The following is a 25224-nucleotide window of genomic DNA, read 5'->3' as shown; positions in this document are numbered from 1 at the left end:
AAGACTCCTCCTTAGAGGTATCGCGCCCTCTCATATGCCTTAGGCAAGCTTATCTCCTCGCCTAGCTCCAATCCAGCTTGCAAAGCCCAATATGGGTTTTTCAACAACTCTCTACCTAAAAATACAGCATCGATTGTATCAGACTTGATGAGCCTTTGGGCCATTTTGGGCTCTGTGATAAGCCCTCCACCGATACAAGGGATTTCTAAAGCCTCTCTAAGCAAGCGAGCACACTCAATCTGATACCCCGGATAGACCTTAATAGCAGCTTCGATTACTCCCCCACTACTCACATCTAAAACATCAAAAAGCCCTTTGAGCCCCCTAAGCAAAGCAATCATATCCCCCACATCATTCCCATCTTGATGGTAATCCCTTGCTGATACGCGCAAAAATATAGGAAAATCACAAGGGAGCACAGAACGGAGCGCAAGGAGGATTTCTCGCAAAAATTTTGCTCTATCTTTGCCATAATCATCTGTGCGCTTGTTGGATAAAGGTGAGAGAAACTCACTGATCAAATATCCATGTGCCCCATGGACTTCAATCGCGTCAAAACCTGCTTCTAGAGCTCTTCTGCCTGCTTGCTTGAAATCTTCTATGATACGCGCAATCTCTGAAATCTCTAGGGCTTTAGGCACTTTAGAAGTGGGAGAAAAAGCAATCGCTGAGGGAGCAAAAATCTCCCCACACCCACACTCACATTTTCTGCCTGCATGCCCTATTTGCAAAGCTACTTTTGCGCCATAAGACTGGCAAGCTTGCGTGATAGACTGCAATCCAGAAATATGCCCATCGCTCCAAATCCCTAAATCCCCTTGTGATATGCGCCCATCAGCACTCACAGCACTCGCTTCGATGATAATGAGCCCCACACCCCCAATAGCCCGTGTCAGATAATGCGTATAATGCCAATCATTGACCAAGCCATCTTTGGCGCTGTATTGATCCATGGGTGCCATGACAATGCGATTTTTTATCTGCAAGTCCTTGATTTGCCAAGTTGAAAAAAGTGTGGTATTCATTGATTTTCCTCACCTGAGATATAAAATCCCTTTTCATTATAAAGCACATCTCGCTTCTCCCCACTGGCTAAATCGATCAAATAACACTGCTCAATCGTTTCTGCCATCGCTCGCTCAATAGGTATTTGTCTGATTCTTTGATGCACCTCGTCCATATCTTCACACAAAGCCGAAAACCCAAACATCATTAATTTATATTGAAATTCCATCTTTAACCCCATAGCTATATTTGAAGTGATCGCACTTTACTCCAATTTGCATTACATTTGGTTTATATTTTGTTAAAATCACGCATCCACTAAATTCCAAATACGAAGGCTTGGTATGAGAAATTTCACACAGACTCGTGGCACAGACCACACAATCGCCCAGCAAAAAAATTTTGAAGAAGCTATTTTTGATCCCAGCGCTTCTTTTGGGGGCTTATATACATTAGAAAAAATCCCATGCATTGATTTTGGGCCGCTCAAATCCCTATCTTACCCCGAGCTTGTGCAAAATATCTTCACACAACTTGGCATACAGCTCAACAAAGAGATACTCAAAAAAGCCCTAGAGCACTACAAAAGCTTTGATGACCCGCAAAATCCTGCGCCATTGGTTAAAATCCACAACCAACTTTATGCCCAAGAGCTCTACCACGGCCCTACGCGAGCGTTTAAAGATATGGCATTGCAGCCTTTTGGGTCTGTATTTTCTCAATTAGCCCACCAACAAGGCAAAAAATACCTCATACTCACTGCCACAAGTGGAGATACAGGGCCTGCCACGCTCAAAAGCTTTGCTGACCAAGAAAATATTTTTGTCCTCTGTCTGTATCCACAAGGAGGCACTAGCGATGTCCAAGCCCTCCAAATGACTACACAAAACGCTAAAAATCTCAAGGTTTTAGGTATCAAAGGCGATTTTGACACAGCGCAAAATATCCTCAAATCCCTACTCCAAGACACCTCTTTCAAAGAAACTCTCAAAGCAAAGCAAATCTCCCTTTCAGCGGCCAATTCGGTGAATTTTGGGCGTATTGCATTTCAGATTATCTATCACATTTGGGGGTATTTTCGCCTTTTAGAAAGTGAAAAAATCCCCTATGGCAAAGCAATCTCTATCGTCGTGCCAAGTGGGAATTTTGGGAATGCGCTTGGGGCGTTTTATGCTAAAATGATGGGCTTACCGATCCAAAAAATCATCATCGCTTCTAACGCAAACAATATCTTAACAGAGTTTTTCCAGACAGGTATCTATGATATTCGCACCAAGCAACTCATCAAAACCACCTCCCCTGCGATGGATATACTCAAAAGCTCCAATATCGAAAGGCTGCTTTTTGCCCTCTTTGGTCCCAATCGCACCCATAAATTGATGGAAAATCTTGAGAGTAAGCACTACTATCAGCTCACTCCTGCTGAGCTCCAAAAACTCCAAGAACATTTTTTAGCCACAGCTTGCAGTGATAGTGCGTGTTTGGCTTGTATCAAAGAGTCTTTTGAAAATGGCTATTTGCTAGACCCCCACACAGCCACAGCCCTCAAGGCTGCACAAGAGCTAGCCCCTAAAGATTTGGTAGTCATTTGCTCAACAGCTGAGTGGAGTAAGTTTGCTCCCACGATGACAAAAGCCCTTTTTGACAAAGATTTAAGCGACAAAGAAGCTATCAAATATTTGTGTGAAGAAAAAAATATCCCCGTTCCACAAACAATACAAAAGCTATTCGCACAACCAATTATCCATCAAGATATTGTAGATCCAACAGAAGTCAAATCAGTGATTTTGCAGTGGCTTTCTGATATTTTATGAGTAGTTTGTAAGCACACATTTCGTGTGCTTGAAGTTTCAATTTCCCCTCCCAAAAGAGGGGCGTTAGAGTCAGTGGAGATCTTTCCAGATTTTTCTCTTCCAAGCATACGCTAGCACAGCCATCACAACAAAGAATATCATGATTTTATAGCCCAAAGCATCTCTTTGTGCCTTTTTGCTATCGCCGACTTGTTCTAAGTAAGAAATGACTTGCTTTTCAGCCTTTTCATCAAGCCCTACACGCGGCATTGGAGTCCCTGGAAGCAGCTTTTGAGGATCATTGATAAAGACACTCAAAGTATGTGCTCCTCTACTGCGTATCATCATAGAAAGATCGGGCGCTTTAGTGCCTAGATATTTTTCCAAATCTGCATCGGGTGTGAGTGCTGTGAGTTTGTCATAAGCCACACTATGGCAGCGCTCACAAGATTGCTCAAAGACCTCTTTATCTGTGAGCGTTTTGGGTGCGATCGAAACAAGATAGGCCACGATATTAGCAATATCCTCATCACTCATCCAATTATACGCAGGCATTGGATAGGGATTTGCATCGCCAAACTTATGCTCTAATTTGGTCGCTTTGATGGGGTCTTTGATAAAATTTGCTAAGAAATTATGATCAAACACTGCCCCTACATGCGATAAATCCGGTGGGACAACGCCATAAGCTGCCGCGGCTGAAGCCTCGTCCATTGGGGCGGCTATATCTTGGGATTTGATACTATGGCAAGCTGTACAGTTATCAGCTACAAGCTTCTTGCCCTTGAGTGCGTCCCCTTGGCTCAAATCAATCTGTTCTAAATCTTTAAAACTATAATCTGCAGGAGCAACTTTAGGGTGCATGATCGAATGCGCCAAAGGCTCCACACCCCAATAAATCACACCAATCACTACGATCAAAAGAATTAATATCTTAAACTCTCTCATCACTCACCTCCCTTTTTTCTCTCAATAATCGTGATGATGGGCAATGCGACCAAAAACAATATCAAAAATGCAATCGAAGCGACAAAACCTACATAGATATTAGCCCCCTCAGGAGGTAGCTTTCCAAAGATTGTCAGAACAATCAAATCGATCACCATCAGCCAAAACCATACTAAAAACGCAGGGCGCTTGTGTGCAGGAGCGATTTTAGGGCTTCTATCAAGCCAAGGCAAGAAGAAAAATATCACTTGTGCAATCCCAAAAGCCACCAATCCCAACTCTGCACTGAAGAAAAATCCTCTGAGCACCTCATAACTCCACAAAAAATACCACTCAGGATAGATATGTGGAGGTGTTTTCATACTATTAGCAGGGTCAAAATTGACTGGATCCATCGCAAAATCATAGTGATAGCACACCAAATAAAAGAAAAATACCATAAAAGCACAGATTACAAAAATATCTTTAGAGAGAAATACGGGCCAAAATGGAATCACTTTGGATTCTTTTTTCTTGCCTGCGATGTATTTTTTCTCTTCAGCTTCAAAATCTAGCACCTCGCCATATTGGTTATTGACATGTGGGATTCGTAGAGAATAAAAATGCACAGCAATGAGTATCATAATCACCACAGGGAGCAAAAACACATGCAGCATAAAAAACCTTGTCAAAGTCGCATCGGCCACTACATAGTTACCCCGCACCCACTCAACAACATCATTCCCTATAAAAGGTATCCCGCCAAAAAGATTAGTGATCACCGTAGCAGCCCAATAGCTCATCTGCCCCCAAGGCAGCATATACCCACTGAACGCCTCTGCAGAAAACACCACAAACAGCAGCATACCTGTAATCCAAATCATCTCCCGACCGTGTTTATAAGAACCATAATAAATGGCCACAAACATATGGATATATAAAATCACAAAAATCATACTCGCAGCCACAGCGTGGATATGCCGCCACAACCAGCCAAAAGCAACCTCTTGCATGATTGTATGATTCACGCTATCAAAAGCCATATTCGCATCGGGCTTATAATACATCAATAAAAAAATCCCCGAAACGACTAAAATCGTAAAAAGGGCTGTCAAAACCACGCCCATTGCCCATAGAAAATTGATATTCTTAGGGATCCAATATTCTGTCATCAAAACCTTTGTGAGCTTCTTGATCCCCAACCTTTGATCGAGCCAATCCACCAATCCGTTTGCTTGTTTTATTTGTGCCATTGCTTCTCCTTATGCCTTGCCTATCATCTTTTCATACTCAGCCCCACTCTCCCCAAAAACGATCTTTGTCCCCTCAAGCTTAAAGGGAGGTATGTCAAAAGGTCTGGGAGGTGGTGTGCCAGGGATATTGATACCATCAAGGGTGAATTTCCCCCCGTGGCAAGGGCATAAAAACTCTTTATCTTCAGGGTGGAATATCGGGATACAGCCTAGATGTGTGCAGATCTGAATCCCCACTGTGAATATATCTTCACCGATTTTAAAATCCCTCTGTGGGTTGAAACTAGCCCCTTTGTTTTTCTTGATGATATACACAGGCTTGCCCCGCCACTCGACAGTCGAAAACTCACCATCTTTCATATTCCCTACATCTGTCGTTGTAAAACCCGCAGATACGACACTAGGTAGAGGATCCCAAGTCTTTTTCATCGCCACAAGGGAAGCCACCGCCCCCACAGCAGTCACCCCCCCGAGTGTCATACCCAGAAAGTCGCGTCGTTTGATCTCAGCCATAGCTCAGTTCTCCTTTTTATTGTTGGTTGATTTTATTGTTCTCGTAGAAAAATCAGCTAATTTTAGTTTATAAAGACTTAAATATCTTTGATAAAAGCAAAATTTTAACAAAAACTCTCAAGAAATATTAAGAATTATCCCATTATTGATATGTTTGTTATGTATTTGCAACGCACTCATTGCGTGCGTGCAATGTGCTAAATGTGCTGATTGTGTGCGTGCATTGACTTTGATAGACTTGAATAGAATTGCTGGATACTTCTTTAAAGTATCCAAAATCCCTAAAAACACAATCTTAGATATAAGCTAAGTGCGAGAGGGTTATTTGCCAATATAGACTTGGCGGGGGCGCGTGATCCTAGCGTGGGGGTTTTTGATATGCTCTAAAAGCTGCGCACACCAACCAGGCATTCTGCCGATGACAAAAATAGGCGTGAAAAGATGTGTAGGGATTTTGAGCGCACTCAAGATAATACCTGAATAAAAATCCACATTGGGATAGAGATTCCTTTGGATAAAATAATCATCAGACAACGCGACTTCTTCGACTTTTTGGGCGATTTCACTCAAATGCGTATCCATTTTGATACCCTTTTTATCGAGTTCATCTTTGAGAGATTTGAGCACTCGAGCGCGTGGGTCATAGTTTTTATACACACGATGTCCAAAGCCCATCAACCTAAAAGGGTCATTTTTGTCCTTAACGCGTTCGATAAATTTATCGACATTTTTCACATCACCAATTTCATTGAGCTGTTTGAGGACTTTTTCATTAGCCCCACCGTGTGCAGGCCCCCATAGTGCAGAGATACCCGCAGAAATCGCTGCATAAGGATGCACGCCTGTGGAGGCGACATTTCTGACCGTGGTTGTGGAGGCATTTTGCCCGTGATCAGCGTGCAAGGTAAATATCTTATCGAGGGCTTCGACTTCTAGGGGTGTGATTTCTTCTTCTCCATTGAGGGTTTGCTTGAGTCTTTGATGGGGATAGGCACGGAGCATATAAAGAAAGTTTTCTACATAAGAGCGCTTGACATCAGGATAGATAAAGGGCGCACCTACAGCGTTTCTATAGCAGAAAGCCACCATTGTAGGGATTTTAGCAATAATCCTGCGCGCCATTGTCTGGTAGTCATCTTCATCTTCCATATCTTTATGGTCATAATAGAGTGTTGAGAGCACAGACACAGCCGAAGAGAGTGTCGCCATTGGGTGCGCACCATCAGGGAGTGCAGAAAAAAGATTGATCAATCCCTCGTGCAAAAAGCTCCGATGTCTGAGTTCTAAATCAAAAGCCAAAGACTCTTGCTCGTTGCTAGGCAATTCTGAGCTAATCAAAAGCTTGCAGACATCACTGAATTTATATTTTTTGACCAAGTCTTCTATTTTATGGCCTTTATAAAGCAGCTCGCCCTTTTTGCCATCAATATAACTGATAGTGGATTCACACCCCGCAGTAGAGCCATATCCGGGGTCATAAGAAAAAATCCCCGTGGTTTCAAAGAGTTTAGAAAAATTGACCGCCTTAGGGCCGCGTGTGCATTCGATGATATCGAAGTCAAACTTTTGATTGGTTTCGTTGTTGATTAAAGTTACCGTAGCCATTTGTGCCTCGCTTTCTATTAAAGGATTAAAAAAATTTTCTACCATTTTTGGTCACCAAGACTATTTTACACATAAACTCTTAAAATAAGTCAACAACTTTCTGGATTTCCTACATTTTTATTTTTTTAGTGCTAAACTATAGTATCTATTTTACAAAGGAGAGAATTATGTCAAAATTTAGCGGTTATAACCCCCGATTACTCCCGTTGCCACAAAGTGGTGAGGCCATCACAATCAGCAAAGATGGTAAGCTAGTAGTCCCTGATTGCCCTGTGATCCCTTATATTGAGGGCGATGGTATTGGAGTTGATATCACTCCAGCCATGCAAAAAGTCATCAATGCAAGCGTGCAAAAAGCCTATAACAATCAGCGAAAAATCGCTTGGTATGAAGTGTATGTGGGCGAGAAATGTTACAACAAATTCAAGAACGAAAGCTCGCTTTCACCGATGGAGCAATGGCTTTTACCCGATACAGTCGATGCGATCAATTATTTTAAAGTTTCTATCAAAGGGCCATTGACTACGCCTGTGGGCGAGGGATTCCGCTCTTTAAATGTCGCTTTGCGCCAGATGATGGATCTTTATGTCTGCTTGCGCCCTGTGCGGTGGTATGGCAGTCCTAGCCCTGTGAAGGAACCCCAAAAAGTCGATATGGTGATTTTCCGTGAAAATAGTGAAGATATTTATGCAGGTATTGAGTTTGCCCAAGGGAGTTTAGAGGCTAAAAAGCTCATTGAATATCTACAAAAAGAAATGAAAGTGACTAAAATCCGTTTCCCACAAAGCAGTGGTATCGGTATCAAGCCTGCTAGCAAGGAGGGCACAGAGCGCCTAGTCAGAAAAGCCATAGAATACGCCATAGAAAATGACAGAGATTCTGTGACATTGGTGCATAAAGGGAATATCATGAAATTCACTGAGGGGGCGTTCATGAAATGGGGATATGCCTTGGCTAAAAATGAGTTTGGGGCTAGCGAGATTGATAACGGGCCTTGGTGCAAGCTCAAAAGCCCTAAAACAGGCAAGGAAATCATCATCAAAGATGTCATTGCAGATGCGTTTTTGCAGCAAATCCTCCTCCGACCTGCTGAATATGATGTGATCGCTACGATGAATCTCAATGGGGATTATATTTCTGATGCACTTGCTGCGATGGTAGGGGGTATTGGGATTGCTCCAGGGGCAAATCTCAATGACTCTGTAGCGATGTTTGAAGCCACACACGGCACAGCGCCCAAATACGCTGGGGCTGATAAGGTCAATCCTGGGTCTTTGATCCTCTCAGCTGAAATGATGCTCCGACATATGGGCTGGACACAAGCAGCAGATTTGGTTGTCAGTGCGATGAAAAAGGCGATTGAATCCAAAAAAGTCACCTATGATTTTGCTCGATTGATGCAAGGGGCTACGGAAGTGAAATGCTCTGAATTTGCTGATGTGATGATCGCACATATGTAAATTATGGCGCACAAGAGGGGGTGATGGGGCTGATAGAGAGATGGATAAAAATCTTTAGTCCCTCAGTCCCAAAATGTGTATAAATCTTTTGTGCAAGTGTTCTAGCAGTAGCTTCTGGGGCAAAAATCTTAAAAATACCATACTCTTTCCTCCCACTTACCTGTTCTTTTTCGCTCAAAAGTAGCGATGTAGCCGCATATTGATGGCATTCTATATAATAAAAATCATCAAAACCATCTTCAAGCAATCGATCCACTAGCCCATCTTTGAGCTGGGCATCTGCATAAATCTCAAGCAAAACCATCTGTTTCTCCTTAGAGTTTGAGTTTTTTGGCCAGGGCTAAAAACATTGGGGGCAATAAAAGCAAGGTCAAAGCACTTGAAGTCACCAACCCTCCTAAAACAACGATTGCAAGGGGTTTTTGAACCTCAGAGCCCACGCCCGAAGAAAGCAACATCGGCACAAGCCCAAGCCCTGCGATAAAAGCTGTCATCAGCACAGGACGCAAACGCCTCTTAGCTCCCAAAAACACGGTTTCTTCGATTGTCTTACCTTGCTTGAGTAGCTCTTTGAAATACCCCACCATCACCACGCCATTGAGCACAGCGATACCAAACAACGCAATAAAGCCCACACTCGCAGGCACAGAAATATATTCGCCCGATAAAAATAATGAAATCAGCCCTCCTGTGATCGCAAAGGGGATATTGAGCAAAATCAAAAGCGCTAAAGGGATACTTTTAAAAGTAAAAAATAAAATGAAAAATATCACTAAAATGCTGATTGGTATCACCGTAGCAAGCCTTGCATTGGCGCGTTGCTGGTTTTCGAACTGCCCACCATAGGTGATGAAATAATTGGGTGGGAGCTTGATTTGTGTAGCAATTTTGGATTTGATTTCATCAACAAACCCGCCCAAATCCCTATCAACAACATTGCTCCTAACCACACTCATACGACGGCTATTTTCCCGCACAATTGTCACAGGTCCATCCACTTCAGTGATTTGAGCGATTGAAGTGATTGGCACAGCTGCACTGCGACTAGAGGCCATTTCAAGGCTTTTGAGCTTGGTAATATCTGTAGCAATATCGCTATTTTGACGGATCATCACAGGCACGCGAGCAAAGCCATTGGGGACATAATCGACAATCAAGCCCTCTAAAGAGGATTTCATGAATTTAGAAAATTCATCACTTGTGATACCGACATTTGCCATTGCGTGGCGTTCGGGCGTGATATAGAGGTAATTGACACCTTCATTGAGCGTGGTGAATACTTCGCTTGAGCCCTCAACCCCCTTGAGTAGCTGTGCGATTTGCGCACTCAGTGTATTGAGCTGAGAAATATCATCGCCAAAAATCTTGATTGCCAAATCCCCCCGCACGCCTGTAAGCATTTCAGAAACGCGCATATCAATGGGCTGGGTGAATATGAAATTGATCCCCTTGAAATCCTCTAGGGCAGCAGAGATTTTATCGAGCAATTCTTGCTTATTTTTGACTTGCCATTGTTTTTTGGGCTTAAAGGATATAAACATATCTGTTTGATTGAGCCCGCTCAAGTCCAAACCAAGCTCATCAGAGCCCGTGCGCCCTACGATAGTTTTGACTTCAGGGACATTTTCACGGATCTTTTTTTCGACCTTGAGGATAAAGTCCCTAGACTGAGAAAGCGAGATTGCAGGCGTGGTTTCGACATTTAAGACCAAGTCCCCCTCATCGAGTGTGGGCATAAATGCCTTGCCTACAAATGGATAGAGCGAAAAGCTAGCGACTAAAAATATCCCTGCGCCCATAAACATCACACGAGAATGCTTGAGGGAAAAAGCAAGCATTGGAGTATAGATACGATAAAAAAATCGTGTCAAAAAAGTTTCTTTGTGCGCTCTGACCTTTAAGACAATCGAGCTCACGACAGGAATCACCGTGATAGAAAGCACTAAAGAGCCAAGTAGAGCAAAGACAATGCTAGCTGCTAGAGGGTGGAACATCTTGCCCTCAAGCCCTTCAAGCGAAAGGATAGGGACAAAAAAGATGATGATGATTACAATCCCGCTCACCACAGATACAGCGATCTCTTTACAAGAGCGATAGAGGGCGTGGAGCTTGGTCGTGGATTTGTTGGTGCTGAGCTTTTCAAAAGCATTTTCGACAACAACCACAGCTGAATCAACCAAAATACCAATCGCAATGGCCAATCCTCCCAAACTCATGAGATTTGCACTGATACCATTGGCTTTCATCAAGATAAACGCCACAGCTAGCGACAAAGGCAATATCACACTCACAGCAATGGCCGCACGCAAATCGCCCAAAAATAAAAATAATGTAATCACAATCAATACGATGGCTTCTATGAGTGTCTTAGAAACATTATCGACAGCTTTTTGAGTGAGCTCTGAGCGGTCATAAAAGGTATTGATATGCACATTTGGAGGCAAAAGGGGTGCTAGCTGGGCGAGTTTGTCTTTGACATCGACAATCACTTCTTTGGAGTTTGCCCCTTTGAGTGAGAGGACTAGCCCCTCTGTGGTTTCTCCGATACCATCTTTAGTCACAAAACCTAGGCGCGTGCGGTAGTTGGATACAACATTAGCAAAATCCCCGATATGGATATAGCCCGTTTTTGTGGGGATTGTGATACTTTTTATCCCCTCTTCATCAATCATAGCTGTCTGTATCTTGACTAAAAATGTTTCTCCATCTCTATCCACCATTCCTGCGCCATCATTTTTAAGATTGGCTTTGAGGGCGTTTTCAAGATCAGAGATAGAAATCCCAAGCCTTGCCATATCATTAAAATCAGGGATCACAACAATCGCACGAGAATACCCCCCTAAAGAATTCACATCAGCAACCCCTTTGATAGTCCGCAAAGCAGGGCGTATCACAAAATCAAGCAATTGGCGCTTCTGCACTTCAGGCAAATCCCCATCAATGGTAAACATAAACATATCTGAGAGGGGCGTTACAATCGGAGCTAGCCCCCCCTCAACCCCATCAGGCAAGTCAGACATCGCCATAGAAAGCTTTTCATTGACCATATTGCGGGCCAAATAAATATCAACCTTATCATCAAAATCAATGGTAATATCTGCAATAGCGTATTTAGAGGTGCTGCGTAAGGATTTTTGCCCTTGCAAGCCCAAAAGCTCCATTTCTAAAGGACGCACAACACGATTTTCCATCTCTTCAGGAGAAAGCCCCGGGAGCTTTAAAACGATTTTTACTTGCGTCGAAGAAACATCTGGAAAAGCATCGATAGGGATTGTGATGAAACTATAAGAGCCAAAAAACAATAAAATCCCCGCACAAATTAGCACCATAATCCTCTGACGCAGCGAAAACTCAATGATTTTTGCTAGCATTATTCTTCACCTATGTTATTGATAATACCTTTGAGGGCAATGAGTGCGCCAGAGGCTATTTGAGCGCCTTGTTTGATTTGTTTGTCGCTGATGATAAATAGATTATCGCGTTCTTCAATCACTTGCACAGGCGTGGGCATAAATCCCTCTTGTGTGCGGACAAACACCAAATAATCTTTGCCATTTTTGATGAGGGCATTGGAGGGGATTGCTATAGAATCTTGTGGTTTCATACCCTCAATATACACATCAATCATCTCGCCAACACGAAAATTCCCGTGCTGGAGCAGCGCAGTGGCTAAAATCGCATTTGAAGCCTTATCAAGCACGACAGAAATCGATTCGATCACACCAATTTTTTTGCCCTCTTCATCAAAGACCTCTGAGCCCTTTTTGATGTATTTTGACATACTGATGGGGATTTTTATCCTGCCTAATAAATCCTTGCTCTTGGTGATACGGATATAAGTCGTGAAGGCAGGGATTTTTTCTCCTGTATTTTTGGGCGCTACAGACAAAATACCGCTATCTTGCGCGACCACACGGAAGCCATATTTGCCCTTAGGCTCTTTGGGATCGATACCAAATCCTTTGAAAGTCGATTGTATCTGCTTGACTTTAAGCTCCATCTCTTGGCTAGCAAGATAGCTTGTTTGGTATTCGCGCTTAGAAATCACACCTGCTTTGTAGAGTTCTTGATCTTTTTGGGTCACATCTTTGGCAACTTTGAGCTTGTTTTGGGTGTTTTGGAGTTCAAAATAGAGATTATTGAGGTCAATAGAGCTGATCTCACAAATTGCCTCGCCCTCTTTGATACTCTCGCCCTCTCGCCGATAAAGCGCTGTAACGATAGCATCAAAGCTAGAGCTTTGCGTTGTTGAGCTTTTGTTATCAAAGTCAATATACGCATTAAAGGGCAATCCCAAACTCTCTATGCCCTCATTGACAGAAATGAGAGTGATACCCAAATCATCAAGCTGGGCTTGGGATATTTTGATGGGTTCATACCCCCATAAAAATGGGACAAATACGGCTATAAGCAACCATTTTTTCATTGATGTTCTCCTGAATTTAGACTCTGACCGAGCGCTTCTTCTAGCAAGGCTGTGGTATTGACATAATCAAGTTTAGCTTCAGCTAAAGCAATGAGTGCGTCCATATAAGAATTTTGATAGATCAGATATTCAAAAAGTCCTATTTTTTGGGATTCATAAGCGATTTTGCCCATTTCCATCAGATGTTTTTTGTTTTGGATATTTTCTTTTTGTATTTCGATGTATTTTTCCTTATTTTTGAGCTGGTCGATATAAGAGTGGGTTTGGATACGAATATTTCTCTTGATGACTTCACTTTGTGCTAAAGCCCCACTTTGGAGTTCCATATATTTTCTTTTGAGGTGGGTATTTTTAGGCGTAACTGGCAAGGGGATCTGGAATTTCAAAGAAATATTTGTCGCATCATTGACATTTTCTACTCCTGCGCCGATTTCTAAGGTATTGAATCGGTCGCGATTGGCTAGTTTGGCATTGGTCTGATAATCCTTAGCGCTCAAGTCGATGATATCAACATAAAGAGAATGGTCTAAAATCTGCTTGAGGGCACTATCTTCGATCTTCACATACCCAAAAGAAAGCCCTGTAACTTTAATATCTTGTGTCATCACAGGCGCTAAAGGCGTATCAAAAACATCAGGGCTCGTGCGGGCTATGAGCGTGTCTAATGTCTTTTCTAAATCAATCAACATAGAAGCAACCTGCGTTTTAGCCAGACGCGATTCCAGATAAGAATTTTTGAAATTGATATAGTCTTTTTGCGACATACTACCTGCATTGACCTTTTGTTTTGCGATATTGAGCTGAGAGAGGTAGTTGTTTTCTCTTTGGGTGTAGATATCGTATTTTTCTTTGGTGATTGTGTAGTTGAGATAGAGCCGTTTGGCTGCGATAAAAGTAAGATTTTTACTCAATTCATAGCTTTTTTTGTATTGGATCGTCTTGATATGGAGGCTTTGATAGAGCATTGTGCTGACCCAAGGGAGCTTGGGGATAAGCATTAAAAGGGCTGTAGTCTGAGGGGCCATTTTATTGGCGTTATTTTTTGCCATAGAAACATCTGTTTCTACATAAGGATAATCCCAAGCAATCAAAGACCTCTGGTCTTCAAGCAAGCTAGCAAACTCAGCCTTTTTGCCGATGAGCGCAATCGAATTGGCTTCTATGGCTTTGCTAAATGCAGCAAGACTCATCTCATAAGAAAACGCAGAAACCAACAACAAACACCAAATAAAAATCGCTCTCAATCCGATCATCACAACTCCGAGAAAATTAAAAAAACAATTAAACAATAAAATCATTATCTTTGTGTCAATCTATTGTCAAAATTTAAAACCTATCCAAAACTTCGTGATATTGTTGCGATAGCCATTTTTGTCATCGATATTGATATAGCCCAAAGAAAATTTCACTCGCCTATAATCGATACCTGTAATGGCGTTGAATTGGGATTGAGAACTTCTCTCACCATCATAGCCATAATCGCTCAAGCCATATTTGAGGGCTGCAAAATACTTGCTAGCGTATTGGAACTTCAAGATAGCATACATCGTTGCTGCGCCCTCGCCATAGACAACGGTATTGTATTCTAAGGGGTTATCATCAGCATAAATGGGCAAATTATTTGTCGCATTTTTCTTGTCATTTTGCAAATAACCGATAGCAAATTCAAATCCCTCATAGCTAAGAGTCTGCTGGAGTTGCCATAAATACCCCATCACACGCCCCATACTATCAGGCACATAGCAAGCAAGCCCTGCTTGGAGCGCATCAGAATACGCACACAAATCACTCCTTTGAGCACTCGCCCCCACCCACGCATAATGCATATGCGTCACAAACTGCAAGCGATGATAAGCAAAATACCAATCTGTCTTGATACCCAGCACCCCCAGCAAAGTATCAAAATAATTATAATACAAATTCAAATCCAACCATCTATGGTTGTATGCAATATCTAAAAAATAGTTATTTTTGATCGCATAACCCTCATAATCTTCATACCAATGCTTGATATAGCCAAAATTGACATTTTCTTCAGCATCGCTATAAGCTTGCTTGTCAAACCACCCTGCTTGGATATGCCAATCTTCAAATTTATCAATGCTGACCTTGATACCTTCGATATAATCACCCACCCAAGCAAGCTCAAGGGGGAATCGCCCCATTTGCAAGCTCCCCCATTGATTTTGATACCGCGCAAAAAGCGTATGGAGCAAAAACCCCGTGCTTGTATATCGAAAGTCTTTGGCCTCATCGTTATTGATACGAAAGCCAATGCCAATGGGATTTGTGCGTATATCTGCATAGATATCTTGACTTTTGACCCGATACAAAAGCCCCGATGCACTCACGCCCACCCCAAAGTCAAAACCCCCAAAACTCCGACTCTGCCAAGAAAATGTCCCAAAAACATTGCTATATCCGCCTTTGAGTGGGTCTGTGCCATAACGCCCCAAGCCCCAAGAGCTAAAAAATCCCGCTTGTGCTTGGAAGTCTTTTGTCCCATTTTCTGCTTGCAAACACCCCAAACAAAGCACCAAAAGGGCAAAAAAGCCAAATTTAAAAGCCATTTTTGCTATCCATTGTCCCTAAAATGCAATCTCTTTGATGTCCCCTATTTGCAAAAATTCCTGATAAATACCAAAAATCAGATTTTTGCGATTCTCTCTGATGGCCGTATCTGCGTCATTGACAAGCACATTTTGGAAAAATATATCCAAAGGATCTTTGAGGGCAAATAATGTCTGGATCTGTGTATCGATACTAGCAAATTCTCTTTGTTTGATAGCGCTATAAGCTTCATAAAGTTGGATTTCTTCGGGCTGCTTGAATAGGCTAGGAGAGATGGGCTGGAGTGTTTGGATATCTTTAGTGATATTAGCCAAACGTTTAAAAGTGCTGATAAATGCTTCTTTGTTGGAGTTTTCAAAAAATTGATTGAGAGCAAAAGACTTGCATACAATCTGGCACACATCTCGCTCTCCTGCTCCCAAAACACTCCGATACAACGAAGGATTCAAGCCCACGATCCCCAAAAGGCGCTCAAGAAAAAATTCTTCCAACAAACCAAGATCAAATGACGCATAGCCCACAGATTCAAAAACGCTTTTGAGATCTGTATCCAAACGCAAAGGGAGCTGATAGTGCAAAATAATCTTCAGCACGCCTGCTGCAGCGCGCCGAAGACCAAAGGGGTCTTTAGAGCCTGTGGGGGATTTGCCTATGCTAAAGAGTGCAAAAATACTATCAAGCTTGCCAACAAGGGCTACAATGCCCCCAAATAGCTCAGAGGGCAAGGGAGAGTCCTCGCCTGTAGGGAGGTATTGCTCTTTGAGCGCTAAAGCAATGCTAGGGGCTTCACCTTGTGCTTTGGCATAATAATACCCCATCAAGCCCTGCAGTTCGGGGAATTCATACACCATCTCACTGAGTAAATCGGCCTTAGCAATATCTAAAGTATGCACCATCATATCTTGCACTTTTGAGAGGGGTATAGGCAAGATATTTTTATATTTTTCTAGCAAAAATAGAGCAATCTTTTTCTCGCGCATGACCTTATCAGCCAAGCTTCCCAACCCCTCCACAAAGCGCACCTCGCACAATCTATCTGAATTCAGTGGGCTTTTTAGGTCATTACGATAGAAAAACATCGCATCGGCCAAACGCGCTTTGAGAACTTTTTGATTCCCTAAGACAATCTTTTGCGTATCAAGGGCAGTCGAATTACTCACAACAACAAAGCCATTATGGAGGGCGTTGCCTTTTTTGAGTGCAAAATAACGTTGATTTTCTCGCATGGAAGTGATGATGACTTCTTCAGGGAGTGCCAAAAACTCTGCATCAAACTCACCATACAAGGCTCGGGGGTATTCTGTGATAGCGATGATTTCTTCTAAAAGCCCTGAATCAATCTCCACACAAATACCTTTATTTTGCTCGATAGCTTGGATTTGTGAAAGAATCATTGCTCTGCGCTCTTCTTGAGAGAGGATCACACAGCCTTGTTTTAAGGTATCAAAATACTCAGACACGCTAGCGACTTTCTGCCACTCAAAGCTCTTGTCTGGGTGGATTTTTGTCGCTCTTTGTGCTTGGAAGCCATAAGCTTGCATAAGAATATCTTGCTTGCCAAAGAGAATACAGATATTTCTGATAGGACGGATAAAGCTCTCTTTGACACTCCCCCATCGCATCGACTTGCCAAAATGCAGACTTTCTAAAAATCCCATCACTACAGAGGGCAAAAATGTATCTGTATGCACCCCTGCGATATGTTTAGAAAAATACAGCACTTCTTTGCCCTCTTTTGTTGTGTGTGCTAGCTCTCTAGCCTCTATGCCACATTTTTTGCAAAAGCTCTCCCCTGCCTTACTCAAAGGATTTTTAGGATCGCCACCCACATAAGCGATACTCACAGGTGGGCCAAACAACTCTTCTTCATGCGCTGCAGTGGTGAGTGGAAATGCTCGGTCAAATACCACAATGCGTCTGGGGGTAAAAAATATCTCAGGCTCGCTGGATAAATTATATGGCCTAAGCGCTGCGCGCCACTTGTCTGCTATATTGCCAAACTCCTTGAGAAAGGGCTTTGCAGGGAGTTCTTCAACAAGGATTTCTATCAATAATTTTTCTGTATTCAAACACACTCCTTTGGCATATCTGTCTGGATTTTTATCATTTATCCCTCTATTATCAGTCTGGATAGCTCCATTTTTGGGACATTAGGTTTATTCATTATCTTTTTGTATTATATACCCCTTGAACTTAAAAAGGTTTTATCCCATTGACAAGGTCATGCATATACCAAAAAGGGGTTGATTGCTAAAAATATTCCTGATTATCTTGATGTTTTTGGTTCCAATATATGCAGAGCTCCCTCTCCATCAGATCACAGGCAAATGTGTCGATCCCAAAAATTTCAGCGATAAACAAAAAAAGGTCATTTTATATGCTTATAAATATGGCGCACCCAAGGGGTTAGGCTATACGATGGCAGCGATTGCTTGGAAGGAATCGTGCGCGGGGGAGTATATGGTCAATTTCTCTGATCCAAGCGCTGGAATCTACCACGCCCATATCCCTGGGGTCATCAAAAAATACAGCAAATACAAAGACACTAGTTTCAATCGCAACCTCGTGGGCGAGCTTTTAATGCGGGATAATGAATTTGCCTCTAAGGTCGCTTTAGACAATCTGCTCTTTTGGCAAAAAACGCGCAATGGCAACTACAAAAATATGATCAAATCCTATAACAAAGGCTTTAGCTGGGAAAAAAACAAGCACAACAACAAACTAGCTGAAAGCTATTATGAAGACATCAAGCTCAATGTCCTCAAGCTCCGCAGTTTTATCCCCAAATATACCAAAATCCATAACAACACGACAAAAATCGAGCTTGAAGACAAAAATAAAACAATCAAAAAGACCATCAAAGAACTCCAAAACACTAAAATCACGCCCGCACAACCACCACGCAAACAAGAAAAAATATTCATTATGCCCGAACCTTAAAAAATTTTGAGTTACAATAACGACACAAAAAGTGAGCAATGCCAACAAACAAGGCAACAAAGGAAAGACAATGGCACAAAAATCAGTTTTGATCATCACTGATGGGGTGGGTCATAGCCCCAAAACCCAATACAATGCCTTTTATCACGCCAAAAAGCCCACTTATGATTGGATGTTTGCCCACCTCCCCCACTCTCTCATTAAAACCTATGGCATGAGCGTGGGGCTGCCTGAGGGGCAGATGGGTAATTCTGAAGTGGGACATATGTGTATGGGAGCAGGCAGAATCCTCTATCAAGACCTTGTAAAAATCTCTCTATCGATCCAAGACAACACAATCCAAAACAATCCCGCACTCCAACAACTCTTTACAAGCTCTGATACAATCCATTTATGCGGGCTTGCAAGCGATGGAGGGGTGCATTCGCATTTAGACCATCTCCTCTCTCTTGCCAAACTTGCTTCTTCTAAAGGCAAAAAGGTCTGGCTCCATCTCATCACTGATGGGCGAGATGTCCTCCCTAAAAGCGCACTCAAATATTTAGAGCAAGTCCTTGCTATCTGTTGTGAAAATATCCAAATCGCTACGATTGCTGGGCGATTTTATACAATGGATAGAGATAAGCGCTGGGAGAGGATTGCGCTAGCTTATGAAAGTATGCTAAGAGGGGCAAACCCTAGCGAGCTAGAAGTGGGAGCTTATATCGAATCGATGTATGCACAAAATATCACCGATGAATTTATCTTGCCAGCTAGTTTTAATGGTTATAAAGGCGCAGAAGATGGCGATGGATTTTTATGCACGAATTTTAGGAGCGATCGCGTCAGAGAAATCATTGAAGCCCTTTTTAAGCCTGATTTTGAGGGGTTTAAACGCACTAAATATTGCAAACTACAAATCGTTACAATGACTTGCTATGACCATACATTCCCACTTCCTGTGCTTTTCCCTAAAGAAAAAGTCCAAAACACGCTCGCTGAAGTCATCGCCCAAGCAAACCTCACACAAGCCCATACAGCCGAAACAGAAAAATACGCGCATGTGACATTTTTCTTCAATGGTGGCATAGAAGAGCCTTTTATCAATGAAAGCCGCGTGCTGATCCCAAGCCCTAAAGTCAAGACCTATGATCTTTGCCCACAAATGAGCGCGCAAGAAGTAGGCAAGGTGGTCATAGAGTTCATGCAAATGGGGACAGACTTTATCGTGGTAAATTTTGCTAATGGCGATATGGTCGGGCATACAGGCAATATGCAAGCAGCGATCAAGGCCATAGAAGCGCTCGATACAGAACTAGGCAAGATTCTCCAAGCTGCACAAAAGCTTGATTATGCTGTGCTGATTACAAGCGATCACGGGAACTGCGAGGAGATGAAAGATGATGCTGGCAACACACTCACCAATCATACAATCGGCGATGTGTATTGTTTCTTGATGGCAAAAGGGGTAGAACATATCTGTGATGGGGGCTTGAATCATATCGCTCCTACAATCTTAAAGCTCTTAGACCTGCCAAAGCCCCAAGAAATGGATGCACCTTTATTTTAATCTCTAGCTTGCGTTTTGGCTCTCTTTAATTTTCTTTGATTTTCTTGAGTCATACGCCTAGCTCTATCCCCTTATCTATCCAGAGATTAAAAGCCTCTTTTATCCCCCCATATGCGTATATGCAGCCTATCAGAAAGGCAAAAGCCCTCTTGCAGACAAAGTGGATAGATGGCTTGGATATTTGTATCAAGCTCATGAGGTGTTGTCCCTTGGGGCATTAAAAATATTTGATTGCCCTTAAGGCGCAAGCTTGCAAGCAAGGCTTTGATCTCTTGGAGGGCTTTTGCTTCTTGGCACATTGTCGCGTTTAAGACAAACTTGAATACGACATTTTTAGCATTATCAATGATCGATTGGATCACTGGGATTTTAAGACGTTTGCTGATGGGCTCACCGGAATTGCTTAGCTTCACGCTCAAGGTAAAATATAGCTGCTTTAAAATACTATCAAATACAAAAGGCACACTGCCATTGCTCTCAACACAAATGCGATGTCCCTTTTGCAAAAAATACTCCATAGTCTGGAGCAAGATGGGATTGCTAAAATGCAAGCTCGGCTCTCCACCTGTGATGATGATATCAAATAAATGCTTGCCTAAAGACTTGATCTCTTTAATCAATAAAGCAGAGGTTTCAAAAGAGCGCCACTCTTTGGCAAAGGCATAATGGGCTGCATAGATACTATCACAGCCTATAAACTCCCTTGACCCCAAAGATCCCCTCACTCCAAAGCCCTCACAACGCAAATTACACCCGCCCAATCGGACAAACACACTCGGAGTGCCGATAAACTCACCCTCACCTTGCAAGCTATAAAATATCTCAGAAACAGCCAACATCACTATACTTGATGGGGGGGTGTGGAGTTTTTGAAGGGCTTTTCTTGTGTATGGGGGTTTTGATGGTAGGTCTTGAGTTTATGGAGCATTTGGGGGTCTTTCCACTCAAGACATATCGCTTCAGAAAACTTCAGTGTATCCCAATGGATATGCCCCATCAAAGCAGGATTTTCCAAATCAGCCCTGAAAGCTTCAGCATACCCGTGGTCTGTTTCATGAACACGCACGCTCGCTACTTGCAGCGCACCCTCAGAGTTAGCAAATGCACTTGCTTCTAAAAATTTATCGATATAAAACAACAGCACCAAAGCATAGTTTTCAGCACTCGGATTGACAGAGAGTTCAACATAGCGAGCAGAATACTTATCAATAAAGTCCCTAAATTCCAAAGACTCTTTATCCCAAAAATGATGGGCGTGGTCAAAGCCATCAATAAAATCAGCAATCTGAGTTTTAAAAAGCCCAAAATCAAGCACCATACCCGCACTATCAAGAGAGCTCGCAGTGATAAAAATTTCAACTTTATAATTATGCCCGTGGATACTATTTGCGCACCTTTGAGAAGTGCAATTACGCACGATATGAGAAGCGCAAAAACCAAAAGAACGACGGATCACCATACACAACTCCTCTAACGACAAGGCCAATAATAAGGAATATCAGAATAATAACGATAATTTTCTGGACGACTCAAATCAATCCTAGCAATGGTATGGCTGATCAAATCTCTAAACAAAAGGCTATAGCCACAAGTGCGGCCATTGACACTCCCATCAATATACATCACGCGTTTTTGCATATGCAAATCATACCAATCCAAGACAAAATGATAACTTGAAAAATAATTCAAGCTCTCTGAATACCCACTCAAAAAGAATTCCTTATTTGCCTTACTCCCGCAATAAAACTGATCGCCATACCAATAACAAAGCTGACTCACACCACTATCAACGGCTGTGTAGTTGAAATTGACACTCGGATAGGGCTGAAGACTGCGAAAAATCCTTACAAAAATAGCATTTTTTGCGCGCTTGATAGGCAAATCTTGCTGTTTATATACACTCACAAACCCCTGTCTTTGGAGCTCATAAACCACCCAATCAATATAATATGTCGATAATAAATCATTAGGATCAGAGATGACTACAATAGGGGCATTGGGATTGAAAATATAGTTTTTTTCGATCGCTGAGTAATACCCCATATCTAGCTTGTTGGCACAACCCAAAAACACTCCCAAAAGTAAAAAAAAGATAGAAATATTAAAAATATTTGTTTTCATCAGGGCTCTCCAAAACATAATCTATAAAAGCATATCGGCAAAAATAATCATTGCAGCCATAATTTCAAAGATTCTATATCTTCATAACTTGTCATATCCAAGGTGATAGGGGTGATAGAAGCATAGCCTTGTGCGATCGCATCAAAATCTGAAATCTCCCTTGCTCCCTTGCGTTTTTGCCACGCTAGAGGGTGTAAGCCCAGCCAATAATATTCCTGCCCTCTGGGATTGCAATTGCGATGGGCAGCATTGCCATAGAGTCGATAGCCCTCTTGCGTGATTTGATATCCCTTGAAATCACAAGGGGCTATGTGGGGGACATTGATGTTTAAAAACTTCCTATCGCCCAAAGGAAAATGCCCAGAAAAAATCTTTTGTGCGATGGTGGTGATCACTTCTTTTGCAAGAGCAAAATCAAAAATATCGCCTAAATTTTTATCTTTCATCACTTGTGAGATTGCCACAGATGGAATCCCTTGTATCGCCCCCTCCATCGCTCCTGCAGCCGTGCCAGAATAAGTGATATCTTCGCCCATATTTGAGCCCAGATTGATCCCTGAAACCACCAAATCAGGGCGATGTCCCTCTGCATAGATTGTATTGAGCGCTAGATACACACAATCAGCAGGCGTGCCATCATCGAGTTTATAAAAATCATCATCAACTCTAATAAATCGCAAAGGCCTTGTGAGAGAAAGTCCGTGCCCACAGGCAGATTTTTCACTCGATGGGGCAACAATCAGCACTTCGCCAAAGGCACTCAATGCTTCTTTTAAAGCCCTTAAGCCCAAAGAATCATAGCCATCATCATTGGTTAAAAGTATCTTTTTTGCCCTCATAAATAATCCTCCAACAACATATTCAGATTGCCACTCATCGCCCCATCAAAGCCATGCAATTCCTTCAAAATCCAATTTCGCAGCTCTTGGAGCTTTTCTCTAGCGCCATTGAGCCCTAAGAGATTGACATAGCTGTTTTTGCCTTGGTCGTGATGGGTCGTCTTGCCTGCTTGGGCTTCAGACTCTGTCACATCAATAATATCATCGCGTATCTGAAAATACAATCCCAACCTAAGCCCAAAAGTATCCAAACGCTCTAGCAGCTCTTTTGGGGCATTAGCAATCATCGCACCCATCTTAAGGCTTAGAGCAATGATTTTGGCTGTCTTGTTACTATGGATTTCTTCGAGTTTAGCAAGCCCTAAAGCTTGGTTTTCAAAATAGCAATCCATCGCCTGCCCAATCACCATACCTCCAATCCCCCCTCTATGCGCTAGCGCTGCAATCAGTGCGATCTTGACATTTGGATCAAGGCGGGCTTGAGAGAGCAGATAAAATGCATAGGTATTGAGTGCATCACCGACTAATATCGCTGTGGCTTCATCATAGCTTTTATGCAATGTGGGGTGTCCCCGACGCAAAGACGCTCCGTCCATCGCAGGCAAATCATCGTGGATCAATGAATAAGTATGCAGACACTCAAGGGCTAAAGCAGGCAAAAAGGCATTTTGAACCAAAGCAGGGTTGTGCGCACAAACTACAGCCAACAAGAGCTTAGGGCGAAATCGCTTGCCCCCATTTTCCATCATCTCCCAAAAACTCTGTTCAAAATATGGGTGGAAACCATCTATTTTGGGCTTAGAAGCGAGTAAAAATTCTTCAAAAGCAACACAAGTTTTTTGATAAAAATTTAAATCCATTTTTCCCTCACAGCTTCAGATAAAATTCCAAACCATCTCGCATGATAAGGATTTCTATATTTTTCTCCACCCCTGCTTGAGAGAGCGCTTCTCGCAATGCCTCCTCTGCCTTGCTCTTGGTATCATCATCTGCTTGCAAAATGGGCTTTTTGTTGATCCATACAAGCCGATCTTGGGGTTTGAAAATCTTAGCATTAGGCATAGATGTGTCTATGTGCGTGACTACAAGCTCTTTATCCAAACGCACACCAAAGCGCTCCAAAAATGTATCTGGAAGCAAGAATCCCCCATAACGCCTATCTGTAAGAACTTGGACTTTGATGGGCTTGCCATTTCTGATTATCTCAATACTAGCAGGCTTGCCATAAGCTAAATTACTACTGATCCACTCAAACTCTTGATAAGATCGGAGTTTTTTGTCATTGATACTAGTAAGAATATCTCCTGGCAAAAAGGGATTTTGCTTGAAAAAAGGGTCGATTTGATAGACAACAAGCTGCCCTTCTCTTGGCACCACTCGGATACCAATATCCCCATAGTAGGGCGTTTTTTGATGTAAAAATCTCTCCAAATATGGCTTATCAATAAAATATTCTCCACCCACACCAATGCCATAAATCTGATAGCAAATATTGCCCACAACACCATTTCTAGCAATAGGAGCAGAAAACTTCGCATAATGCGTGAAGCCTTTTTGGGCATTTAAAATCTTGCCTTGTGCATAGGTCGTGGGCGTGAGGGCAGAGAGCTCTCTACCTTTGATACGCCCATCAATAGGCAAAAGATGGTAAGCATACGGAGTCAGTGGGGTTTGGACTAGATATAGCCCGATAAAAGGATCGGCTTTGAGTATCTTGAGCCCTTGTGGAGGGAGAGGCGCAAAAAGCACTGATACCACAGCCCCACCACTAGCAATACTCACAGTGCGATACCCCCCTGCAAGAGGGGTGCTAGCTTTTTGATAATACTGAGCGCAATAAGAAAAATCATAACCAAAGCTAGAAGAAATCACTAAAGCAACAAACAGCACCCTCAGGCACAAAGCCCCTGCCATCATTGCGCCCCAAATGGGTTGAGCCCGCCTAGCATTTGGAGTGCCATCGATTTTTTATTTTCTTCAACACTTTTATAAGCATCATTGATCGCACTCATCAGTAAAATCTGCAATGATTCTTTATCTTCAAGCAAACTATCATCAATATCGATATCCACAAGCTCACCTGCACCATTGATACTCACACTCACTAGCCCACCCCCGCTTTTGGCTGTGATCGTGCTAGATTTTGCTTTTTGCTCCAAATTACTGAGTTCTTTATTCATATTTCCTAGCAAACTGCCCAACTGCTCTGGATCAAACATCGC

The 25224-nt window shown here is 42.5% G+C and carries 24 protein-coding genes; 4 read left to right on the top strand and 20 right to left on the bottom strand.

Features of this window, described 5'->3' with window-relative positions; all coding sequences use genetic code 11:
• Positions 1–11 precede the first annotated feature (11 nt).
• A complete protein-coding gene (locus BKH46_RS06815) occupies positions 12–1025 on the bottom strand; it encodes an NADH:flavin oxidoreductase/NADH oxidase (protein ID WP_095226089.1) in 1014 nt (337 codons plus the stop codon).
• A complete protein-coding gene (locus BKH46_RS06810; protein WP_095226088.1) occupies positions 1022–1234 on the bottom strand; it encodes a hypothetical protein in 213 nt (70 codons plus the stop codon). Before BKH46_RS06810 ends, BKH46_RS06815 begins: the two co-directional genes overlap by 4 nt.
• A gap of 115 nt (positions 1235–1349) precedes the next feature.
• Here BKH46_RS06810 and thrC point away from each other — a divergent pair, with 115 nt between their 5' ends.
• Positions 1350–2819, top strand: a complete 1470-nt coding sequence (thrC, locus tag BKH46_RS06805; RefSeq protein ID WP_095226087.1) for a threonine synthase — start codon at positions 1350–1352, stop codon at positions 2817–2819.
• A 69-nt stretch (positions 2820–2888) separates the two neighbouring features.
• Here the strand turns inward: thrC and BKH46_RS06800 are convergent, their stop codons facing one another.
• The 5 genes from BKH46_RS06800 to BKH46_RS06785 form a co-directional block, all read right to left on the bottom strand.
• On the bottom strand, positions 2889–3746 hold the full coding sequence (locus BKH46_RS06800) for a c-type cytochrome (protein WP_095226086.1): 858 nt from the start codon (positions 3744–3746) through the stop codon (positions 2889–2891).
• A complete protein-coding gene (locus BKH46_RS06795) occupies positions 3746–4978 on the bottom strand; it encodes a cytochrome bc complex cytochrome b subunit (RefSeq protein ID WP_095226085.1) in 1233 nt (410 codons plus the stop codon). Before BKH46_RS06795 ends, BKH46_RS06800 begins: the two co-directional genes overlap by 1 nt.
• Before the next feature lie 9 nt (positions 4979–4987).
• Positions 4988–5491, bottom strand: a complete 504-nt coding sequence (locus tag BKH46_RS06790) for a Rieske 2Fe-2S domain-containing protein (protein WP_095226084.1) — start codon at positions 5489–5491, stop codon at positions 4988–4990.
• A gap of 117 nt (positions 5492–5608) precedes the next feature.
• Positions 5609–5767, bottom strand: coding sequence for a hypothetical protein (locus BKH46_RS09505; RefSeq protein ID WP_172402589.1), 159 nt, complete (start codon positions 5765–5767; stop codon positions 5609–5611).
• Between the two features lie 45 nt (positions 5768–5812).
• Positions 5813–7096: a citrate synthase gene (locus BKH46_RS06785; protein ID WP_095226123.1), complete on the bottom strand. Its 1284-nt coding sequence runs from the start codon at positions 7094–7096 to the stop codon at positions 5813–5815.
• 167 nt (positions 7097–7263) lie between these two features.
• On the opposite strand from BKH46_RS06785, the gene icd reads away from it, so the two are divergent.
• The gene (gene icd / locus BKH46_RS06780) at positions 7264–8556 is read left to right on the top strand and encodes an isocitrate dehydrogenase (NADP(+)) (protein ID WP_095226083.1); all 1293 of its coding nucleotides are present in this window, start codon (positions 7264–7266) and stop codon (positions 8554–8556) included.
• A gap of 1 nt (position 8557) precedes the next feature.
• Here icd and BKH46_RS06775 read toward each other — a convergent pair whose 3' ends face one another.
• The 6 genes from BKH46_RS06775 to glyS all read right to left on the bottom strand — a co-directional run bounded on the left by BKH46_RS06775 (position 8558) and on the right by glyS (position 17622).
• Entirely contained in the window at positions 8558–8860 is a 303-nt protein-coding gene (locus BKH46_RS06775; RefSeq protein WP_095226082.1) for a DUF3240 family protein, read from the bottom strand.
• A gap of 10 nt (positions 8861–8870) precedes the next feature.
• On the bottom strand, positions 8871–11927 hold the full coding sequence (locus tag BKH46_RS06770) for an efflux RND transporter permease subunit (RefSeq protein ID WP_095226081.1): 3057 nt from the start codon (positions 11925–11927) through the stop codon (positions 8871–8873).
• Complete coding sequence (locus BKH46_RS06765) at positions 11927–12982, bottom strand: sodium:proton antiporter (RefSeq protein ID WP_095226080.1); 1056 nt, start codon at positions 12980–12982, stop codon at positions 11927–11929. Before BKH46_RS06765 ends, BKH46_RS06770 begins: the two co-directional genes overlap by 1 nt.
• Positions 12979–14172: a TolC family protein gene (locus tag BKH46_RS06760; RefSeq protein WP_253248326.1), complete on the bottom strand. Its 1194-nt coding sequence runs from the start codon at positions 14170–14172 to the stop codon at positions 12979–12981. Before BKH46_RS06760 ends, BKH46_RS06765 begins: the two co-directional genes overlap by 4 nt.
• A 129-nt stretch (positions 14173–14301) precedes the next feature.
• Entirely contained in the window at positions 14302–15552 is a 1251-nt protein-coding gene (locus BKH46_RS06755) for an Opr family porin (RefSeq protein ID WP_095226078.1), read from the bottom strand.
• Between the two features lie 18 nt (positions 15553–15570).
• On the bottom strand, positions 15571–17622 hold the full coding sequence (gene glyS, locus BKH46_RS06750; RefSeq protein ID WP_095226077.1) for a glycine--tRNA ligase subunit beta: 2052 nt from the start codon (positions 17620–17622) through the stop codon (positions 15571–15573).
• Between the two features lie 178 nt (positions 17623–17800).
• On the opposite strand from glyS, the gene BKH46_RS06745 reads away from it, so the two are divergent.
• Together BKH46_RS06745 and gpmI are read left to right on the top strand one after the other, a co-directional pair.
• Positions 17801–18493, top strand: a complete 693-nt coding sequence (locus BKH46_RS06745) for a hypothetical protein (RefSeq protein WP_253248321.1) — start codon at positions 17801–17803, stop codon at positions 18491–18493.
• Between the two features lie 70 nt (positions 18494–18563).
• Positions 18564–20042 (top strand): 2,3-bisphosphoglycerate-independent phosphoglycerate mutase, encoded by a 1479-nt coding sequence (gene gpmI / locus BKH46_RS06740; RefSeq protein WP_095226075.1) that lies wholly within the window; start codon positions 18564–18566, stop codon positions 20040–20042.
• An 86-nt stretch (positions 20043–20128) separates the two neighbouring features.
• Here the strand turns inward: gpmI and BKH46_RS06735 are convergent, their stop codons facing one another.
• The 7 genes from BKH46_RS06735 to BKH46_RS06705 are packed head-to-tail and all read right to left on the bottom strand — an operon-like array spanning position 20129 to position 25221.
• Positions 20129–20884 (bottom strand): 7-carboxy-7-deazaguanine synthase QueE, encoded by a 756-nt coding sequence (locus BKH46_RS06735; RefSeq protein WP_172402588.1) that lies wholly within the window; start codon positions 20882–20884, stop codon positions 20129–20131.
• On the bottom strand, positions 20884–21501 hold the full coding sequence (locus BKH46_RS06730) for a 6-pyruvoyl tetrahydropterin synthase family protein (protein WP_095226073.1): 618 nt from the start codon (positions 21499–21501) through the stop codon (positions 20884–20886). The genes BKH46_RS06735 and BKH46_RS06730 overlap by 1 nt, the downstream gene beginning before the upstream one ends.
• A gap of 11 nt (positions 21502–21512) precedes the next feature.
• Positions 21513–22163: a hypothetical protein gene (locus tag BKH46_RS06725; RefSeq protein WP_095226072.1), complete on the bottom strand. Its 651-nt coding sequence runs from the start codon at positions 22161–22163 to the stop codon at positions 21513–21515.
• Positions 22164–22210: 47 nt separating this feature from the next.
• Complete coding sequence (gene surE / locus BKH46_RS06720) at positions 22211–23002, bottom strand: 5'/3'-nucleotidase SurE (RefSeq protein WP_095226071.1); 792 nt, start codon at positions 23000–23002, stop codon at positions 22211–22213.
• A complete protein-coding gene (locus BKH46_RS06715; protein WP_095226070.1) occupies positions 22999–23862 on the bottom strand; it encodes a polyprenyl synthetase family protein in 864 nt (287 codons plus the stop codon). Before BKH46_RS06715 ends, surE begins: the two co-directional genes overlap by 4 nt.
• A 7-nt stretch (positions 23863–23869) precedes the next feature.
• Positions 23870–24919 (bottom strand): PDZ domain-containing protein, encoded by a 1050-nt coding sequence (locus BKH46_RS06710; RefSeq protein WP_095226069.1) that lies wholly within the window; start codon positions 24917–24919, stop codon positions 23870–23872.
• Entirely contained in the window at positions 24916–25221 is a 306-nt protein-coding gene (locus tag BKH46_RS06705; RefSeq protein ID WP_095226068.1) for a YbaB/EbfC family nucleoid-associated protein, read from the bottom strand. Before BKH46_RS06705 ends, BKH46_RS06710 begins: the two co-directional genes overlap by 4 nt.
• Positions 25222–25224: the final 3 nt, after the last annotated feature.

The sequence above is a fragment of the Helicobacter sp. 12S02634-8 genome (assembly GCF_002272865.1).
Lineage (GTDB): Bacteria > Campylobacterota > Campylobacteria > Campylobacterales > Helicobacteraceae > Helicobacter_J.
This window is presented reverse-complemented; position numbering and strand designations above follow the sequence as displayed.

What these genes read in the sequence shown, in the direction of transcription:
- BKH46_RS06815 (WP_095226089.1), bottom strand. Translation starts at nt 1,025, where the DNA reads ATGAATACCACACTTTTTTCAACTTGGCAAATCAAGGACTTGCAGATA.
- BKH46_RS06810 (WP_095226088.1), bottom strand. Translation starts at nt 1,234, where the DNA reads ATGGAATTTCAATATAAATTAATGATGTTTGGGTTTTCGGCTTTGTGT.
- thrC (WP_095226087.1), top strand. Translation starts at nt 1,350, where the DNA reads ATGAGAAATTTCACACAGACTCGTGGCACAGACCACACAATCGCCCAG.
- BKH46_RS06800 (WP_095226086.1), bottom strand. Translation starts at nt 3,746, where the DNA reads ATGAGAGAGTTTAAGATATTAATTCTTTTGATCGTAGTGATTGGTGTG.
- BKH46_RS06795 (WP_095226085.1), bottom strand. Translation starts at nt 4,978, where the DNA reads ATGGCACAAATAAAACAAGCAAACGGATTGGTGGATTGGCTCGATCAA.
- BKH46_RS06790 (WP_095226084.1), bottom strand. Translation starts at nt 5,491, where the DNA reads ATGGCTGAGATCAAACGACGCGACTTTCTGGGTATGACACTCGGGGGG.
- BKH46_RS06785 (WP_095226123.1), bottom strand. Translation starts at nt 7,096, where the DNA reads ATGGCTACGGTAACTTTAATCAACAACGAAACCAATCAAAAGTTTGAC.
- icd (WP_095226083.1), top strand. Translation starts at nt 7,264, where the DNA reads ATGTCAAAATTTAGCGGTTATAACCCCCGATTACTCCCGTTGCCACAA.
- BKH46_RS06775 (WP_095226082.1), bottom strand. Translation starts at nt 8,860, where the DNA reads ATGGTTTTGCTTGAGATTTATGCAGATGCCCAGCTCAAAGATGGGCTA.
- BKH46_RS06770 (WP_095226081.1), bottom strand. Translation starts at nt 11,927, where the DNA reads ATGCTAGCAAAAATCATTGAGTTTTCGCTGCGTCAGAGGATTATGGTG.
- BKH46_RS06765 (WP_095226080.1), bottom strand. Translation starts at nt 12,982, where the DNA reads ATGAAAAAATGGTTGCTTATAGCCGTATTTGTCCCATTTTTATGGGGG.
- BKH46_RS06760 (WP_253248326.1), bottom strand. Translation starts at nt 14,172, where the DNA reads ATGAGTCTTGCTGCATTTAGCAAAGCCATAGAAGCCAATTCGATTGCG.
- BKH46_RS06755 (WP_095226078.1), bottom strand. Translation starts at nt 15,552, where the DNA reads ATGGCTTTTAAATTTGGCTTTTTTGCCCTTTTGGTGCTTTGTTTGGGG.
- gpmI (WP_095226075.1), top strand. Translation starts at nt 18,564, where the DNA reads ATGGCACAAAAATCAGTTTTGATCATCACTGATGGGGTGGGTCATAGC.
- BKH46_RS06730 (WP_095226073.1), bottom strand. Translation starts at nt 21,501, where the DNA reads ATGGTGATCCGTCGTTCTTTTGGTTTTTGCGCTTCTCATATCGTGCGT.
- BKH46_RS06725 (WP_095226072.1), bottom strand. Translation starts at nt 22,163, where the DNA reads ATGAAAACAAATATTTTTAATATTTCTATCTTTTTTTTACTTTTGGGA.
- surE (WP_095226071.1), bottom strand. Translation starts at nt 23,002, where the DNA reads ATGAGGGCAAAAAAGATACTTTTAACCAATGATGATGGCTATGATTCT.
- BKH46_RS06715 (WP_095226070.1), bottom strand. Translation starts at nt 23,862, where the DNA reads ATGGATTTAAATTTTTATCAAAAAACTTGTGTTGCTTTTGAAGAATTT.
- BKH46_RS06710 (WP_095226069.1), bottom strand. Translation starts at nt 24,919, where the DNA reads ATGATGGCAGGGGCTTTGTGCCTGAGGGTGCTGTTTGTTGCTTTAGTG.
- BKH46_RS06705 (WP_095226068.1), bottom strand. Translation starts at nt 25,221, where the DNA reads ATGTTTGATCCAGAGCAGTTGGGCAGTTTGCTAGGAAATATGAATAAA.